The 15876-nt window shown below is 70.5% G+C and carries 16 protein-coding genes; 9 read left to right on the top strand and 7 right to left on the bottom strand.

Annotation, left to right across the window (positions count from 1 at the left end; translation table 11 throughout):
- The first annotated feature begins 118 nt into the window (after positions 1 to 118).
- The 6 genes from ACFYP3_RS20240 to pstB all read left to right on the top strand — a co-directional run bounded on the left by ACFYP3_RS20240 (position 119) and on the right by pstB (position 7760).
- Positions 119 to 2410, top strand: a complete 2292-nt coding sequence (locus tag ACFYP3_RS20240; protein WP_388834189.1) for an RNA degradosome polyphosphate kinase — start codon at positions 119 to 121, stop codon at positions 2408 to 2410.
- Positions 2391 to 3362, top strand: a complete 972-nt coding sequence (locus ACFYP3_RS20235; RefSeq protein ID WP_388834186.1) for a CHAD domain-containing protein — start codon at positions 2391 to 2393, stop codon at positions 3360 to 3362. The genes ACFYP3_RS20240 and ACFYP3_RS20235 overlap by 20 nt, the downstream gene beginning before the upstream one ends.
- A gap of 244 nt (positions 3363 to 3606) precedes the next feature.
- Positions 3607 to 4740: a phosphate ABC transporter substrate-binding protein PstS gene (gene pstS / locus ACFYP3_RS20230; RefSeq protein ID WP_388834183.1), complete on the top strand. Its 1134-nt coding sequence runs from the start codon at positions 3607 to 3609 to the stop codon at positions 4738 to 4740.
- A 141-nt stretch (positions 4741 to 4881) separates the two neighbouring features.
- Entirely contained in the window at positions 4882 to 5871 is a 990-nt protein-coding gene (gene pstC, locus ACFYP3_RS20225) for a phosphate ABC transporter permease subunit PstC (RefSeq protein WP_388834180.1), read from the top strand.
- The gene (pstA, locus tag ACFYP3_RS20220) at positions 5871 to 6953 is read left to right on the top strand and encodes a phosphate ABC transporter permease PstA (protein ID WP_388834177.1); all 1083 of its coding nucleotides are present in this window, start codon (positions 5871 to 5873) and stop codon (positions 6951 to 6953) included. The genes pstC and pstA overlap by 1 nt, the downstream gene beginning before the upstream one ends.
- Positions 6954 to 6983: 30 nt before the next feature.
- Positions 6984 to 7760, top strand: coding sequence for a phosphate ABC transporter ATP-binding protein PstB (gene pstB, locus ACFYP3_RS20215; RefSeq protein ID WP_388834174.1), 777 nt, complete (start codon positions 6984 to 6986; stop codon positions 7758 to 7760).
- A 129-nt stretch (positions 7761 to 7889) separates the two neighbouring features.
- Here the strand turns inward: pstB and ACFYP3_RS20210 are convergent, their stop codons facing one another.
- Both ACFYP3_RS20210 and ACFYP3_RS20205 read right to left on the bottom strand, forming a co-directional pair.
- Entirely contained in the window at positions 7890 to 8888 is a 999-nt protein-coding gene (locus ACFYP3_RS20210; RefSeq protein WP_388834171.1) for an anion permease, read from the bottom strand.
- Positions 8889 to 8893: 5 nt separating this feature from the next.
- Positions 8894 to 9514 carry a DUF47 domain-containing protein gene (locus tag ACFYP3_RS20205; RefSeq protein WP_008742369.1) on the bottom strand — a complete coding sequence of 207 codons (621 nt, stop codon included), beginning with the start codon at positions 9512 to 9514 and terminating at the stop codon, positions 8894 to 8896.
- A gap of 194 nt (positions 9515 to 9708) precedes the next feature.
- On the opposite strand from ACFYP3_RS20205, the gene ACFYP3_RS20200 reads away from it, so the two are divergent.
- Positions 9709 to 10047: a metal-sensitive transcriptional regulator gene (locus ACFYP3_RS20200; protein WP_388834168.1), complete on the top strand. Its 339-nt coding sequence runs from the start codon at positions 9709 to 9711 to the stop codon at positions 10045 to 10047.
- Positions 10048 to 10068: 21 nt separating this feature from the next.
- Here ACFYP3_RS20200 and ACFYP3_RS20195 read toward each other — a convergent pair whose 3' ends face one another.
- Complete coding sequence (locus ACFYP3_RS20195) at positions 10069 to 10224, bottom strand: hypothetical protein (protein WP_327419582.1); 156 nt, start codon at positions 10222 to 10224, stop codon at positions 10069 to 10071.
- 153 nt (positions 10225 to 10377) lie between these two features.
- Positions 10378 to 11211 carry a hypothetical protein gene (locus ACFYP3_RS20190; protein ID WP_388834166.1) on the bottom strand — a complete coding sequence of 278 codons (834 nt, stop codon included), beginning with the start codon at positions 11209 to 11211 and terminating at the stop codon, positions 10378 to 10380.
- Between the two features lie 131 nt (positions 11212 to 11342).
- Between ACFYP3_RS20190 and ACFYP3_RS20185 the strand changes: the two genes are divergently transcribed.
- Positions 11343 to 11558, top strand: a complete 216-nt coding sequence (locus ACFYP3_RS20185; RefSeq protein WP_199808145.1) for a hypothetical protein — start codon at positions 11343 to 11345, stop codon at positions 11556 to 11558.
- Positions 11559 to 11715: 157 nt separating this feature from the next.
- Positions 11716 to 11934, top strand: a complete 219-nt coding sequence (locus ACFYP3_RS20180) for a hypothetical protein (RefSeq protein WP_388834164.1) — start codon at positions 11716 to 11718, stop codon at positions 11932 to 11934.
- Positions 11935 to 12054: 120 nt separating this feature from the next.
- On the opposite strand, the gene ACFYP3_RS20175 is transcribed toward ACFYP3_RS20180, so the two are convergent.
- From ACFYP3_RS20175 to ACFYP3_RS20165, 3 genes are all read right to left on the bottom strand, one after another.
- Positions 12055 to 12786, bottom strand: coding sequence for a phosphatase PAP2 family protein (locus ACFYP3_RS20175; RefSeq protein ID WP_388834161.1), 732 nt, complete (start codon positions 12784 to 12786; stop codon positions 12055 to 12057).
- Between the two features lie 204 nt (positions 12787 to 12990).
- Positions 12991 to 14010, bottom strand: coding sequence for an NlpC/P60 family protein (locus ACFYP3_RS20170; protein WP_388834160.1), 1020 nt, complete (start codon positions 14008 to 14010; stop codon positions 12991 to 12993).
- A gap of 59 nt (positions 14011 to 14069) precedes the next feature.
- Complete coding sequence (locus ACFYP3_RS20165; protein ID WP_388834158.1) at positions 14070 to 15854, bottom strand: serine/threonine-protein kinase; 1785 nt, start codon at positions 15852 to 15854, stop codon at positions 14070 to 14072.
- Positions 15855 to 15876 lie beyond the last annotated feature (22 nt).

Genomic DNA, 15876 nt, shown 5'->3' with positions numbered 1-15876 from the left:
CGCCATTAACCGGGCATTAAGACACGCTTGCGACTCTCCCCCCATGCAGCCCCGACTCCGACTGACGGCCGACACTTCCGACGCGCCCGTCCTCCCGCGTGCGCGGAAGAATGGAGTCATGAGCCACAAGCCCAGCGCAGGCCCCACCGAGGTCCCCGCCCAGCACCCGTCCCAGACGCCCCCCACCGGCCAGGCGACAGGCCCGGTGGCCGGCCCGGTCAACGCCGTCACCGGCGCCCACGCCCGCATAGGCTCCATCTCGGCGCACCGCCCGCACGTCGACCTCGAGCCCGACATCGACGCCGACCTGGACGCGTACGACGGCGACAAGGACGGCGACGAGCTCCCCCCGGGGCGCTTCCTCGACCGGGAGCGCAGCTGGCTCGCCTTCAACGAGCGGGTCCTGGAGCTGGCCGAGGACCCCACCACGCCCCTGCTGGAGCGCGCCAACTTCCTGGCGATCTTCGCGAGCAACCTCGACGAGTTCTTCATGGTCCGCGTGGCCGGCCTCAAACGGCGTATCGCGACCGGTGTCGCCACCCGGTCCGCCTCCGGGTTGCAGCCCCGCGAGGTGCTGGACCTCATCTGGACGCGCTCGCGCGAGCTCATGGCCCGCCACGCCGCCTGCTTCCAGCAGGACATCTCCCCGGCCCTGGGCGAGGAGGGCATCCACCTCATCCGCTGGCCCGATCTCACCGAGAAGGAGCAGGCCCGCCTCTTCACGCTGTTCCGGAACCAGATCTTCCCGGTGCTGACCCCGCTGGCCGTGGACCCCGCGCACCCGTTCCCGTACATCTCCGGCCTCTCCCTCAACCTGGCCGTCGTCGTGCGCAACCCCGTCAGCGGCCACCGCCACTTCGCCCGGGTCAAGGTCCCGCCGCTGCTCTCCCGCTTCCTGGAGGCCTCCCCGCAGCGCTACGTCCCGCTGGAGGACGTCATCGCCGCGCACCTGGAGGAGCTGTTCCCCGGCATGGAGGTGCTCGCGCACCACATGTTCCGCGTGACGCGCAACGAGGACCTGGAGGTCGAGGAGGACGACGCCGAGAACCTCCTCCAGGCCCTGGAGAAGGAGCTCATGCGGCGCCGCTTCGGCCCGCCCGTGCGCCTGGAGGTCGAGGAGTCCATCGACCCCGGCGTACTGGACCTCCTCGTGCAGGAGCTGAACGTCAACGCCTCCGAGGTGTACCCGCTGCCCGGGCCCCTCGACCTGACCGCCCTCTTCGGCATCGCCTCCCTGGACCGGCCCGAGCTGAAGTACCCGAAGTTCGTCGCCGGCACCCACCGGGACCTCGCCGAGGTGGAGTCCGCGTCCGCGCCCGACATCTTCGCCGCCCTGCGCGAGCGGGACGTCCTGCTGCACCACCCGTACGACTCCTTCTCCACCTCGGTGCAGGCCTTCCTGGAGCAGGCCGCCGCCGACCCGGACGTCCTCGCGATCAAGCAGACGCTCTACCGCACCTCCGGCGACTCCCCGATCGTGGACGCCCTGATCGACGCCGCCGACTCCGGCAAGCAGGTGCTCGTCCTCGTCGAGATCAAGGCCCGCTTCGACGAGCAGGCCAACATCAAGTGGGCGCGCAAGCTGGAGGAGTCCGGCTGCCACGTCGTGTACGGCCTCGTCGGCCTCAAGACCCACTGCAAGCTGTCGCTCGTCGTCCGCCAGGAGGGCGACCAGCTGCGCCGGTACTCGCACGTCGGCACCGGCAACTACCACCCCAAGACGGCCCGCCTCTACGAGGACCTCGGCCTGCTCACCGCCGACCCGCAGGTCGGCGCGGACCTCTCCGACCTCTTCAACCGGCTGTCCGGCTACTCGCGCCGCGAGACCTACCGCCGGCTGATGGTCGCGCCCCGCTCGCTGCGCGACGGGCTGATCGCGCGGATCGACAAGGAGGCCGTCCACCACCTGGCCGGCCGCCCCGCCTACGTGCGCCTGAAGATGAACTCGATCGTCGACGAGGCCCTCATCGACTCGCTCTACCGGGCCGCCCAGGCGGGCGTGCCCGTCGACATCTGGGTGCGCGGCATCTGCGCCGTGCGCCCCGGAGTCCCCGGACTCTCGGAGAACATCCGGGTCCGTTCGATCCTCGGCCGTTTCCTGGAACACTCCCGGGTCTTCGCCTTCGGCAACGGCGGCGAGCCCGAGGTGTGGATCGGCAGCGCCGACATGATGCACCGCAACCTCGACCGCCGTATCGAGGCACTGGTCAGGGTCGCCGACCCGGCCCACCGCGCGGCACTGGACCGGATGCTCGAAACCGGCATGTCCGACGCCACCTCCTCCTGGCACCTGGGCCCGGACGGCGAGTGGACCCGGCACAGCACGGACGCGGAAGGCCAGCCGCTGCGGCACGTACAGGAGACGCTCATAGACGCCCGGAGGCGCCGGCGTGGCTCAGCCAAACCATGACCCGATTACGGCGACGGCGGGGGCGGGTGACGTGCTCGGCACGTACCTGCGCTCCCAGGCCACCGCTTTCCTGCGCGGGCTGCGCCTGCACGAGGAGAGCGGGGCCGACGCCGTCGAAGGCACTGACGCGACGCGCAGCCTGCGGGGGGCCGCGCGCCGCATCAGCGCAACCCTGGCCACCTTCCGGGTGGTGACCGAGTCCTCCTGGGCCGACGGGCTGCGCACCGAGCTGGTGTGGCTGTCCTCGACGCTGGCCGACGAGCACGCGTACGCCGCCCGGCTGGCCCGGCTGATGGACGCGCTGCACCGGCTGTCGGGATCCCCCGAGCTCCCGGCGCCGCGCGGCACGGCCGGTGCGCTGACGGTGGGCTCGGCGCGCGCCGGGGCCCTGCTGGAGCGTCAGCTCACCCTGGCCCGTACGCGCGCCCACTCGGCCACGCTCCAGGCGCTCGGCTCCTCCCGGTTCCACGCGGTGGCGGACGCGGTGGCGGTGCTGGCCTCGGAGGTCCCGCTGGATTCCGTAGCGGCCCGGGGGCGGGTCGGGGACGTCCTGGCCCCCCTGGCAGCAGTGGCCGAAAACAGACTGTCTGCGGCGGTCGCGGCACTGCCGCCGCGCGGCGACGGCGAACAGGCGGCGTCGAGCCCGTACAACGCGGACCACGACGGCCTCTGGCACGAGGTGCGCCGCCTCCTGCGGGTCCACCGGTACGCCCGGGAGGCGCTCGGCGAGGACGTGAGCCGGCCCGCGGCCGCGGGCGAGGCCCTGGACCGCCACCGCGACGCGGCGGAGGCGGCCGCCGCCTCGGCGACGGCGGCCCGCACCCCGCGCATCGCCCCGGCGACGGCCTACGCCCTGGGCGTCCTGCACGCCGACCAGCGCCACGAGGTGGAGGCGGCCCGGCTCGATTTCGAGCGCGTGTGGCTGAAAGAGCCCGCGGTCACACCGGGATAACGGGCGGATAACGGATGATGGCGACCGTGTGCGAACGGACGGGAACGCACCGGGTCGTCCGCCACGGTTCACCGTCCGTTCACTCGGGCCGGTCAGCTGCTTCACCTGTTCTGCCTAATTTCGGTGGTGCACGGAGCGAGCCGCACGGAAACCGAGCAGCTCAGCCGGGCAACCGACGTAGTCCTCTTCGCACGCCGCCCCGACACAGAAAGCGGCCGGCGGCTTCTGGAAGGAACACCCGAAAGTGAAGCTTCAGCGCAAGAACATGCTTCGTGCCTCCGCCCTCGGCGCGCTTGTCGTGTCCGGCGCCCTGGTCCTCACGGCGTGCGGCTCGGACGACAACACGAAGACCGCCGACGGCACGGCCAAGCCCTCCGCGGCCACCGGCGAGATCAAGTGCGACGACGCCAAGGGCAAGCTCCTCGCCTCCGGCTCGTCCGCGCAGAAGAACGCGATCGACCTGTGGATCAAGAACTACATGGCCGCCTGCTCCGGCGTCGAGGTGAACTACAAGTCCTCCTCCTCCGGTGAGGGCATCGTCGCCTTCAACCAGGGCACCGTCGGTTTCGCCGGCTCCGACTCGGCGCTGAAGCCGGAGCAGGTCGAGGAGTCCAAGAAGATCTGCACCGGTGGCCAGGGCATCGACCTGCCCATGGTCGGCGGCCCGATCGCCCTCGGCTTCAACGTCGCGGGTGTCGACAAGCTGAACCTCGACGCCGCCACGATCGCCAACATCTTCAACGACAAGATCAAGAAGTGGGACGACGAGGCGATCAAGAAGCTGAACCCCGGCGTCACGCTTCCCTCCACCGCCATCCAGGCCTTCCACCGCTCCGAGGACTCGGGCACCACCGAGAACCTCGGCAAGTACCTCAAGGCCGCCGCCCCCGACGCGTGGACGTACGACGCCGCGAAGAAGTGGCCGGCCCCCGGTGGCCAGGGTGCCTCCGGCTCCTCCGGTGTCGCCTCCCAGGTGAAGGCCGTCGACGGAGCGATCGGCTACTTCGAACTCTCCTACGCGACCTCGCAGAACATCAAGACGGTCGACGTGAACACGGGCGCTGCCACCCCGGTCAAGGCCACCGGCGAGAACGCCTCCAAGGCCATCGCCGCCGCCAAGATCTCCGGCACCGGCGCCGACCTCGCGCTTAAGCTCGACTACACCACCAAGGCCGAGGGCGCGTACCCCATCGTCCTGGTGACGTACGAGGTCGTCTGCGACAAGGGCAACAAGGCGGAGACCCTGCCGACCGTCAAGTCCTTCCTGAACTACACCGCGTCCGACGCGGGCCAGAAGATCCTGCTGGAGAACGGCTACGCCCCGATCCCGGCCGAGATCAACGCCAAGGTCCGCGAGAGCATCGCCTCGCTGGGCTAGTCCTGACCTCCGAGAGCCGGTCCGCTCCCTCCCCCCGTCCGGGGACGGGCGGACCGGCCCCGGAGACCCTTCCCCTTCACCCGGGGGAAATCCGGTGCACCGCCGCCAGGGGGCCTGCCCCCCACACAGACCGGAAAGACCATGGCTTCCACCACACCCACCCAGATAGACACGGCTCCGCCTGTCTCCACGAGCAAGAGGTCCACCGGCCGCGCCGGTGACAAGATCTTCGCCGGGCTCTCCAAGGGCTCCGGCATCCTGCTCCTGGTGATCATGGCGTCGATCGCCGGCTTCCTCACCTACCGCGCCTCGATCGCCCTGTCGAAGAACGAGGGGAACTTCCTCACCACCTTCGACTGGAACGCGTCGGCCAACCCGCCCGTCTTCGGCATCGCCGTCCTGCTCTTCGGCACCGTCGTCAGCTCGATCATCGCGATGGCCATCGCGGTTCCGATCGCCGTCGGCATCGCCCTCTTCATCTCGCACTACGCGCCGCGCAAGCTGGCCGCGCCCCTCGCCTACGTGGTCGACCTGCTGGCCGCCGTGCCGTCGATCATCTACGGCATCTGGGGCGCCCTCTTCCTCGTCCCGCAGCTGAACGGCCTGAACCTCTGGCTGGACGAGTACCTCGGCTGGACCTACGTCTTCGACAAGTCCCAGGTCGGCGTCGCCCGCTCGCTCTTCACCGTCGGCATCCTGCTCGCGATCATGATCCTGCCGATCGTGACCAGCGTCAGCCGCGAGGTCTTCCTCCAGGTCCCGCGCATGAACGAGGAGGCCGCCCTGGCCCTCGGCGCGACCCGCTGGGAGGTCATCCGGATGTCAGTGCTGCCCTTCGGCCGCTCCGGCGTCATCTCCGCCTCGATGCTCGGCCTCGGCCGCGCACTCGGCGAGACCATGGCCGTCGCCACCGTCCTCTCCCCGAGCTTCCTGATCTCGCTGCACATCCTCGACCCGGGCGGCGGCACGTTCGCGCAGAACATCGCCGCCAAGTTCGACGAGGCCAACGAGTTCGGCCGGGACGCGCTGATCGCCTCCGGTCTGGTCCTCTTCCTGCTCACCCTGCTGGTCAACGGTGCAGCTCGCCTGATCATCGCTCGCCGCAAGGACTTCTCGGGGGCGAACGCCTGATGAGCCACGCACTCCAGGACCAGCGGCCCACCCGGGCCCCGAAGTCCGCCGCCCCCGCCGGCCTGACCCGAGGCGGCCTCCCCCGCTGGGCCCCGGCCGGCATCGCGGCCCTCTCGATCGCCCTCGGCAGCGGCATCGGCCTCGCCTTCGGCCTGCACAGCAAGATCCAGTGGGGTCTGCTCGCGGCCGTCCTCTTCGTCGTGATCACGTACACCGCCAGCTCGGTGATCGAGAACCGCCGGCAGGCCAAGGACCGCGTCGCGACCTCCGTCGTGTGGGTCTGCTTCGTCCTCGCCGTCGTCCCGCTGCTCTCGCTGATGTGGACCACGATCAGCCGCGGCATCAAGGCCCTCGACGGCGCCTTCCTCAGCCACTCGATGAACGGCGTGACCAGCTTCGAGGAGGGCGGCGGTGTCTACCACGCACTGCTCGGCACCCTGGAGCAGGTCGCCCTGGCCACGCTGATCGCGGCCCCCATCGGCCTGCTGACCGCCGTCTACCTGGTCGAGTACGGCCGGGGCTCGCTCGCCAAGGCCGTCACCTTCTTCGTCGACGTCATGACCGGCATCCCCTCCATCGTCGCGGGTCTGTTCATCCTGACGACCTGGAACCTGATGCTCGGCTTCGGCCCCTCCGGCTTCGCCGGCGCCATGGCCCTGTCGATCCTGATGATGCCCGTCGTGGTCCGCTCCACCGAGGAGATGCTCAAGCTCGTCCCGAACGAGCTGCGCGAGGCCGCCCTCGCCCTCGGTGTGCCGAAGTGGCGCGTGATCCTCAAGGTCGTGCTCCCCACCGCCATCGGCGGCATCTCCACCGGTGTCATGCTGGCCGTGGCCCGCATCGCCGGTGAGACCGCGCCGATCATGCTGCTGGTCTTCGGCACCCAGCTGATCAACGGCAACCCCTTCGAAGGCGCCCAGTCCTCGCTCCCCCTCTACATCTGGGAGCAGTACAAGGTCGGCAGTGAAGCCTCCTACGACCGGGCGTGGGCCGCAGCCCTCGTACTGATCGCCTTCGTCATGATCCTCAATCTGGTGGCCCGCGGCATCGCCCGCTGGAAGGCCCCGAAGACCGGTCGCTGACGCGACTGTATGAAAGCGAAGTGACCCCTCATGGCGAAGCGAATCGACGTCAGCGGACTGTCCGCCTTCTACGGCACCCACAAGGCCATCGATGACATCTCGATGACCGTGGAGCCCCGCTCCGTGACCGCCTTCATCGGCCCGTCCGGCTGCGGCAAGTCCACCTTCCTGCGCACCCTGAACCGCATGCACGAGGTCACCCCCGGTGGCCGCGTCGAGGGCAAGGTGCTCCTGGACGACGAGAACCTGTACGGCGCCGGCGTGGACCCGGTCGCGGTGCGCCGCACCGTCGGCATGGTCTTCCAGCGCCCGAACCCCTTCCCCACCATGTCGATCTTCGACAACGTGGCGGCGGGCCTGCGACTGAACGGCAGCTTCCGCAAGTCCGAGCTGGCCGAGATCGTCGAGAAGTCCCTCCAGGGCGCCAACCTCTGGAACGAGGTCAAGGACCGCCTGAACAAGCCCGGCTCGGGCCTCTCCGGCGGCCAGCAGCAGCGTCTGTGCATCGCCCGCGCCATCGCGGTCGAGCCCCAGGTCCTGCTGATGGACGAGCCCTGCTCGGCCCTCGACCCGATCTCCACGCTGGCGATCGAGGACCTGATCGGCGAGCTGAAGGAGCGCTTCACGATCGTCATCGTGACGCACAACATGCAGCAGGCGGCCCGCGTCTCGGACCGCACCGCCTTCTTCAACCTCGCGGCGGTCGGCCAGCCCGGCAAGCTCGTCGAGATCGACGACACGGACCGGATCTTCTCGAACCCGTCCGTGCAGGCGACCGAGGACTACATCTCGGGCCGCTTCGGCTAAAGAGATGTGCTGAACGTCCTGCGGTGCTGCATGGCGGTGCCACCGCAAGGCGAAAGAAAGAAAAGGGCCGGCTCCCCCTGGGTGGGGGGAGCCGGCCCGCTCTCGTTCCCGCGTCCTGCCGCTCGCCCGCTACACGAAGGCGAGGTCCACGATCCAGAAGCAGACCGCGGCGACCATGGCCGCGGCCGGCATGGTGATGAACCAGCCGAGGACGATGTTCTTGGCGACGCCCCAGCGGACCGCGTTGACGCGCTTGGTCGCGCCCACGCCCATGATCGCCGAGGTGATGACGTGCGTGGTGGAGATCGGCGCGTGGAAGAGGTACGCCGAGCCGAACATGATCGAGGCGCCCGTGGTCTCGGCCGCGAAGCCCTGCGGCGGGTCCAGCTCGATGATCTTGCGGCCGAGGGTGCGCATGATGCGCCAGCCACCCGCGTACGTACCCAGCGACAGCATCACGGCGCACACGATCTTGACCCAGATCGGGATCGCGTCGTCGGCGCTCTGCACGTCGGCGATGACCAGCGCCATCACGACGATGCCCATCGTCTTCTGCGCGTCCTGGAGGCCGTGGCCGAGCGCCATGGCGGCCGCCGAGACGGTCTGCGCGATACGGAAGCCGTGCTTGGCCTTGTGCGGGTTGGACCGGCGGAACATCCACAGGATGACCACCATCACCAGGTAACCGGCGATCAGACCGACGACCGGCGAGGCGAACATCGGGATGACGACCTTGTCGACCACCCCGCTCCAGATGACGCCGGTGCCGCCCGCCAGCGCCGCGCCCACCATGCCGCCGAACAGCGCGTGCGAGGAGGACGAGGGCAGGCCGAAGTACCAGGTGATCAGGTTCCAGACGATCGCGCCGACGAGCGCCGAGAAGAGGATCCACATGCCCCGGTTGCCGTGGGGCGTCTCGATCAGGCCCTCGCTGACCGTCTTGGCGACCCCGCTGCCGAGGAAGGCGCCGGCGAGGTTCATCACGGCGGCCATCGCCAGCGCCGCGCGCGGGGTCAGCGCCCGCGTCGAGACCGAGGTGGCGATCGCGTTCGCCGAGTCGTGAAAACCGTTCGTATACGTAAAGCCGAGCGCGACACCGATGGTCACGACCAGAGCGAAGGTGTCCACGAGGTTCAGGACTCCTTGACCGCGATGGTCTCCACCGTGTTCGCAACGTGCTCGAACGCGTCGGCCGCCTCTTCGAGCACGTCGACGATCTGCTTGAGCTTCAGCACCTCGATGGCGTCGTACTTGCCGTTGAAGAGCTGCGCGAGCAGCTTGCGGTGGATCTGGTCGGCCTGGTTCTCAAGGCGGTTGACCTCGATCCAGTACTCGGTGAGGTTGTCCATCGTCCGCAGGTGCGGCATGGCCTCGGCGGTCAGTTCGGCCGCCCGCGCCAGGACCTCGATCTGCTGCTCGACGCCCTTGGGGAGCTCCTCCACGTTGTAGAGGACGACCAGGTCGACGGCCTCCTCCATGAAGTCCATGATGTCGTCGAGCGACGACGCGAGGTTGTAGATGTCCTCACGGTCGAACGGCGTGATGAAGGAGGAGTTCAGCTGGTGGAAGATCGCGTGGGTCGCATCGTCCCCCGCGTGTTCCGCCGCCCGCATCCGCTCCGCGATCTCGGCCCGGGCGGAGGAGTCCGCTCCGAGCAGTTCCATCAGGAGCTTGGAGCCCGTGACGATGTTGTCCGCGGACGCGGCGAACATGTCGTAGAAGCTCGTCTCCCTGGGGGTCAGACGAAATCGCACGTGAGGTCCTCGGGGTGCATTGGATTCGGTCAGGCTGATGCTAGGCGCATCCCCCGGCCACGGCTAACCGGCAGTTCCCCAGTGTCCTCCATCAGGCAGAGTGAGGACCAGGGACCCCCGCCCCTTCGGCAGGGGCCCAGTACCCTATACCCAAGAGGGGTATGCACCCTTCGTTCCGGACCACGGGAGGACGCATGACGATCATCGAGGCGGAGGGCTCCGGAGCCGACGCGCCCCAGGAGGGTGCGGCCGTCCACGGCTACCACCACCAGAAGGACGAGCACCTCAAGCGACTGCGCCGGATCGAAGGCCAGATCCGCGGCCTCCAGCGGCTGGTCGACGAGGACGTCTACTGCATCGACATACTCACCCAGGTCTCGGCGAGCACGAAGGCCCTCCAGTCCTTCGCCCTCCAGCTGCTGGAGGAGCACCTGCGCCACTGCGTCGCCGACGCGGCGGTCAAGGGCGGCACCGAGATCGACGCGAAGGTCGAGGAGGCCACGAAGGCCATCGCCCGCCTCCTGCGCACGTAGCGCCCCGGGGGGCCCGGCCGGTCAGCCCGACCAGATGCCCATCAGCACCTCGTCGATCCGGTCCTGACTGAGCCGCTCCTCCACCGCCGCCGACGCCGCGATGATCAGCTCACCGCACAGCTCGATCTCGGCGAGAGCCACGTGGTCCTGCACCGTCGTACCGCCTGCGGGAGTCACGCGTGTCACCTCAATCTGCCGTCTACGGTCATCGACGCTCGGGCCCGGCTTCTCAGCGTAGGGACGCCGCGCCCCGGGGCGCATGACACGGATGGACCATTTCCGGATACCGACCCATGGCCCGATCGCGTCGCTCTCCCTCCACTCACCTCACTATCCGGCGATCTTCCCGGCGTAAATGTCCCCACTTGCCGGCAATACGACGGTCACCGGCGTCCCGAACCCGTACAGCAGCGTGGTCGACGACACATCGATCACGCCATTGTTGACGTACGTGAACCGGTGCCGGACCTTCCGCAGGCGCCCCTGCTCGTCCAGGTAGACGTCGAACGGCACGGTGTCCTTGCTGAACCCTTTCGCCGCCGCCTCCAGCGCCCCCCGCACCTCCGCCGACGCACTCCCCGCAGCCCGCCCGATGTCGGTGGTCCCCCGGTAGTGCCGCACCCGGGTGCCCGCCACCTCGGTCTCCCCGACGTACGTCACCTCCTGCGCGCCGCGCAGCAGCTCGGCCGCGACCAGCGGATCGGTGGCCCCGCCCGTGACCAGGTTGCCGTCGGCGAGGGCCGTCGTGTCGACCCGGACCCACTTGTCGGCGGGGACGCCCGCACCGCGGTTCTTCATGTACAGCGCGCCGGGCACGAGCAGTTCGGTGATGGGCCGGTGCTCGTCCTCGCCCTTCACATCGGTGGGGAGCATCACCAGGAGCTGTCCCATCCGGTTCTTGAAGTCGACGCCGCCCTCGCCGCGGATCGTGACCCGGGTCCCGCCCGTGGCCATCTCCATCGCGGTACGGGCCCGGGCACTGCCCGTCTTCGCCAGCGCGTCCGCGGCGCCGCGGACCACGGCCGCCGCGTCCGCCGGGGGCCGATCGTCGCCGCCGGCACCGCCCCCGCACCCGCTCATCGCCGTGACCGCCAGGGCGACGCCGGCAGCGCGCAGCGCCTCACCCGCACGTCCGGGCCGCCGCCTGTGCTGGTGCACCACCATCGCCTGCCAACCCCCAACGCGTGACCGCTGCTTGCCCGAGGCCCCCACCCGCTCCGTTTAACGAGGTCCCGGGTTTCCCGTCACGGGGCGCACCCTCCCCGGGCGGCGGCCCGCCCGGGTACCGTGGGGGTGTGGAACCGCACACCGACGCGACCCTGCTCCCCCCGCTTGCCTCCGAGCCGCTCCCGCGGCCGACGTCAGAGCCGCAGCCACCGACAGGCCACACCACATCCACCGCCGAACGCGGAGCGTTCTCCCTCGCGGTCTGCACCTGCGGCTGGTCCGGCCCGGCCCGCCGCTCCCGCGACCTGGCCCGCAAGGACGCCGCCCGCCACCCGGCGGCGTAAGCACGAACACCCGGCCCGCGCCGACGGGCCGGTCCCACCACGACCGACGGGCCGGTCCGCACGGGCGGGCCGGTCCGCACGGACGGGCCCGGACACGGTCTAGCCCGTTCGGACGGTCCGGCTGGCCGGGGCGGGCCGCAGCGGATGCCCTTGAGTCATGCCAGGATCCGCAGCCCGCCTCACGGCCCTCTTCTGGGCCCTGCTCATCGCGTTCGCCCCGGCCGCCGCGGCCTGGGCCAGACCCGTGGGCTCGGCGGACGGCCCGGCCGACGTGGCCCTGGCCATCGGGCTCACCACCGCCGCGGCCGTGGCCACCGGCTGGTGGCTGCGCTCCCGGTACCGGCGCGACGGTGACGCCGACGGCGGCGATCCGTGACGCCCCGGCCGCGCCGGCCGGCGATCCGGGTGTTCTTCGGGGCGGCGGGGCTGTGCCTGCTGGTGGCGGCGCTGCTCGCCGTGTGGGACTCGTACGCGCGGACCTGAGCCCGCGCCGCCCTCAGGCGGCGAGGTCGTTCTCGTGCGTCCGCTGTCCCGCGGGCGGGTTCTGGGTCTGCGTCGCGAGCCCGACCGGCCGGGGCACCGCCCGGCCCTTGGCCCGTACGAGCCGCCCGACGCGCGGGGAGCCGGCCACCGCGCGCACCACCGGGGTGAGCAGCGCCATGGCGAGCGGAGCGAGCACGAGCACCACGGCGGTGCCGAGCGCGAGACCGCCGATCACGTCGGTCGGGTAGTGGACGCCCATGTAGACGCGGCAGAAGCCTTCGACGAGGGCCAGTCCGATCCCCAGGAGCCCGACCTTCCGGTTCGCCAGGAACAGGCCGACGCCCAAGGCCATCGCGAGGGTGGTGTGATCGCTGACGAAGGAGAACTCGGTGTTCCCGATCCCCGCGCCGAAGCCGGGATCGAGCACCTGGAGGCCTTCGTGGTGCCGGAACGGCCGTTGCCGCCCGACGAATTCGCGCAGCGGGACGTTCACGAGCAGGGCCAGCGCGGCGGCCAGCGGGGCCCACACCAGTGCGGCGAAGGACTCGACGGCCGTGGTCTCGTCCTGGCGGCGCGCACCGCGCCAGCACCACAGGACCAAGAGCACCAGGGCCAGCAGGATCCCGTACTCACCGGCCAGGCTCACGGCCCGGTCCAGCCAGTCAGGAGCCTGCCGGGCCGCTCCGTTGACCTCGTACAGCAGGCTGACATCCACGTTCGGCCCACCTGTTGTGAGTCCAGCCATGGTGACGCGGCCCCTTGCTCTTGCCGTGGATCCCCTGCGGGCGCACCCCTGTGTGCACCCCTTCGCCCCCCACTTGATCAACCCCCGCGCTCATGGAACGCCCGTTCTGGCATCCACGTTCCACTCTCCACCGAATGATCACTCCAACGTTATCGAAGAGTGACTCATCGTCGCAGCTCAGGGCCTTTGCATTACGGAGAGTTGCTAGGGGGCCCGACCAGCACCGACACGCTCCGGAAGGGCCTGCGCACCATCCTTCGTCACGCGCGTCGCGCCGAAGTAGTCGGGGGTGTCGACCTTGTCGAAACGGATCACGGCCCCGGTGTACGGGGCGTTGATCATGTATCCGCCGCCCACGTACAGCCCGACGTGCCGGATCTCCCGCGAATTCGTCAGATCATCGGAGAAGAACACCAGGTCGCCGGGGAGCAGTTGGTCGCGCGGGGGATGGGACCCGGCGTTGTACTGGTCGTTGGCCACGCGCGGCAGCTGGATCCCGACCGTCTCGTACGCGGCCTTGGTCAGACCCGAACAGTCGAACCGCCCGCCCTGGTCGGCCGTTCCGTTGCCGCCCCACAGGTACGGCGTGCCGAGCTGCTTCTGCGCGAAGTAGATCGCCCCGGCCGCCTGTTGCGAGGGCGCCACCCGTCCGACGGGCCGCGCGAAGCTCTTCTCCAGAGCCCGGATGGACTTCACGTAGCCCTGCGTCTCGCTGATCGGCGGCACGCCCCCGGCCTTGATGACGCGGTAGGGACCGGCGTTGTAAGCGGCGAGCATGTTGTCGGACCGGTCTCCCGGAACCTGCGCGACGTCCTTGGCGAGTTGGCAGTCGTACGAGGCAGCCGACGGGATGGCGTCCTTCGGGTCCCAGATGTCACGGTCACCGTCACCGTCACCGTCGATGCCGTACGTCGCCCAGGTGCCCGGGATGAACTGGGCGATGCCCCGCGCGTCGGCGTGGCTCACCACGTCCGGCTTCCAGCCGCTCTCCGTGTAGAGCTGCGCCGCCAGCAGGGCCGGGTTGAGGGCGGGGCACAGGTTGCCCCACTTCTCCACCAGCGGCTGATAGACCGCCGGCACCGCGCCCTTGACCAGTCCGACGGCGCCCTGCCTGCCGCCGTTCACGATCCCCGCCGCCGCCGAGTACGTACCGACGACGAGCAGGGCGACGAAGGTCAGGCACGCACCGATGCCGAGCCCGCTTGCCATCCAGAACTTGCGCACTCGTCAACACTGCCTCATGGAACGTCACCTGACAGTGGATTCGTCGGCCAGACCCGGCACTATTTCACCGGAAAGCCGGTGCAGTGGACGCTGCTGTACTCCTTGACACTCCTGACCCGGTAGACCAGCACGGTCCAGTCGCCGGGATCGTTGGCGAGCGGGATCGCCGGGAACCTCTTCGTGGTCCCCTGGTTGTCCACGAGCTGCGTGGCGAAGTCGTCCGGGTACGTGAGCTCCACCTCGCCGCCGGTGGCCGGCTCCTTGAGATCGACGGGCTTGCTGGCGTAGCCGATGCCGTGGTTGTAGTCGCGGACGAACTCGTAGGGGCGCTGGGTGCTCTCGTCGATCTCGTGCGGAGCCTTGACCCCGACGGAGACCGTGTAAGGACCCGTCTCCGTGTTGTACGACTTCAGGTACACCCGGATCTTGACCGTGCCGGTGACGTTCCGCGCGCTCGGATCGTCGGCGTCCACGGCGGAGACCACCAGGAACTCCGCCCGCTCCTCCGGGGGCAGGCTGCAGCTCCCACCGCCCGGACCGGCGCTGGTCCACAGGTCCCGCGACACCTTGTTCGGCTCGATGTGGTCGGGTACCGCCCCCGACCCGCTGCCGCCGCCCGGGGAGGAGGGGGCGGGGCTGGAAGCCGCTCCGCCCGATCCGGACGGCGCGGCCGGTCCGCCGGGCGTGGCCGCGGCGCTCGGCGCGCCCCCGGCCCGCCGCCCTCCGCCGTCCCCCTTGCCGTCTTTGCCGTCCTCGTCCTGGAGGAACAGGTACCCGCCCGTGACGAGGCCGCCCGCCACCAGACCGCCGACGGCCGCCAGCGCCCAGCGCGGCGGACGCCGACGGCCGCCCTCCCGGTCCGGGCCCCCGCTCGCGACGGGGACCGGGCCCCGGGGCGGGACCGGACCGGCGGGGACGTACGTCGGCACGTACCCCGAGGCGGCGGGCAGCCCCGGACCGATCGTCGACGGCAGCCCCGGCACCTGCGCGGCCCCGCCCGCGGTCGCCGTCAGCGCCGCGTACACCGGATCGTCCACCAGCGCCGAGTCCACCGCACAGCGCCGGATGATCTCGGCCAGGGCCGGCCGGTCCCCCGGCTCCCTCGCCACACAGGCCCGGATGAGCGCGGCCAGGTCGGGCTCCACGCCCTCGACGTCGATCTCGCCGTGTACCGCGCGGAAGTTGACCGCGGTCGGCTCCCCCGTCCCGTACGGCGCCCGGCCCGTCGCCGCGTAGGCGAGCGTGGCGCCCAGCGCGAAGACGTCCGCCGCGTCCGCCGCCTCGCCCCGCAGCAGCACCTCGGGAGCCGTGTAGCCGGGGGTGCCCGGGGCGGCGCCGTCCTGCGTCAGAGCCGTCTCGGCCACGCCCTTGGCGATGCCGAAGTCGATGAGCTGCGGCCCCTGCCCGCCCAGGATCACGTTCTGCGGCTTGAGGTCCCGGTGCGTGACCCCGTACGCGTGCACGCTCGCCAGGCCCTCCGCCAGCGCGGCGAACAGCCTGCGGCACGCGACGGCCGGCAGCCCGCCGTACTCGCGCACCGCGTGGCTCAGCGTGGGCCCGGCCACGTACTCGGTGGCGAGCCAGTAGGGCGGCGCCGCCAGCGACGCGTCGATCAGGTTCGCGGTGTACGCCGAGCGCACCGCACGCACGGTCTCGACCTCCCGCCGGAACCGCGCGAGGGCCTCCGGATGCCCGGTGATCTCTTCCTTGATCACCTTGATGGCGACCAGACGACCACCCGGCGACCGCCCGAGGTACACCTGCCCCATGCCACCGGCACCCAGCCGGGCCAGCAACGCCTGCGCCCCGATGTGCGCCGGATCCGTCTCTCTCAGGGCCTCCATCCGCCCGAGCCTGCCACACCCA

Source organism: Streptomyces sp. NPDC005533 (genome assembly GCF_042871845.1).
Lineage (GTDB): Bacteria > Actinomycetota > Actinomycetes > Streptomycetales > Streptomycetaceae > Streptomyces.
The sequence above is the reverse complement of the archived record's forward strand: the minus strand, read 5'-3'. Positions and strand labels throughout refer to the sequence as shown.

Bases quoted from the DNA above. Each gene is read 5' to 3' on its own strand.
- ACFYP3_RS20240 (WP_388834189.1), top strand. From the start codon at position 119: ATGAGCCACAAGCCCAGCGCAGGCCCCACCGAGGTCCCCGCCCAGCAC.
- pstC (WP_388834180.1), top strand. From the start codon at position 4,882: ATGGCTTCCACCACACCCACCCAGATAGACACGGCTCCGCCTGTCTCC.
- pstA (WP_388834177.1), top strand. From the start codon at position 5,871: ATGAGCCACGCACTCCAGGACCAGCGGCCCACCCGGGCCCCGAAGTCC.
- pstB (WP_388834174.1), top strand. From the start codon at position 6,984: ATGGCGAAGCGAATCGACGTCAGCGGACTGTCCGCCTTCTACGGCACC.
- ACFYP3_RS20200 (WP_388834168.1), top strand. From the start codon at position 9,709: ATGACGATCATCGAGGCGGAGGGCTCCGGAGCCGACGCGCCCCAGGAG.
- ACFYP3_RS20190 (WP_388834166.1), bottom strand. From the start codon at position 11,211: ATGGTGGTGCACCAGCACAGGCGGCGGCCCGGACGTGCGGGTGAGGCG.
- ACFYP3_RS20180 (WP_388834164.1), top strand. From the start codon at position 11,716: ATGCCAGGATCCGCAGCCCGCCTCACGGCCCTCTTCTGGGCCCTGCTC.
- ACFYP3_RS20175 (WP_388834161.1), bottom strand. From the start codon at position 12,786: ATGGCTGGACTCACAACAGGTGGGCCGAACGTGGATGTCAGCCTGCTG.
- ACFYP3_RS20165 (WP_388834158.1), bottom strand. From the start codon at position 15,854: ATGGAGGCCCTGAGAGAGACGGATCCGGCGCACATCGGGGCGCAGGCG.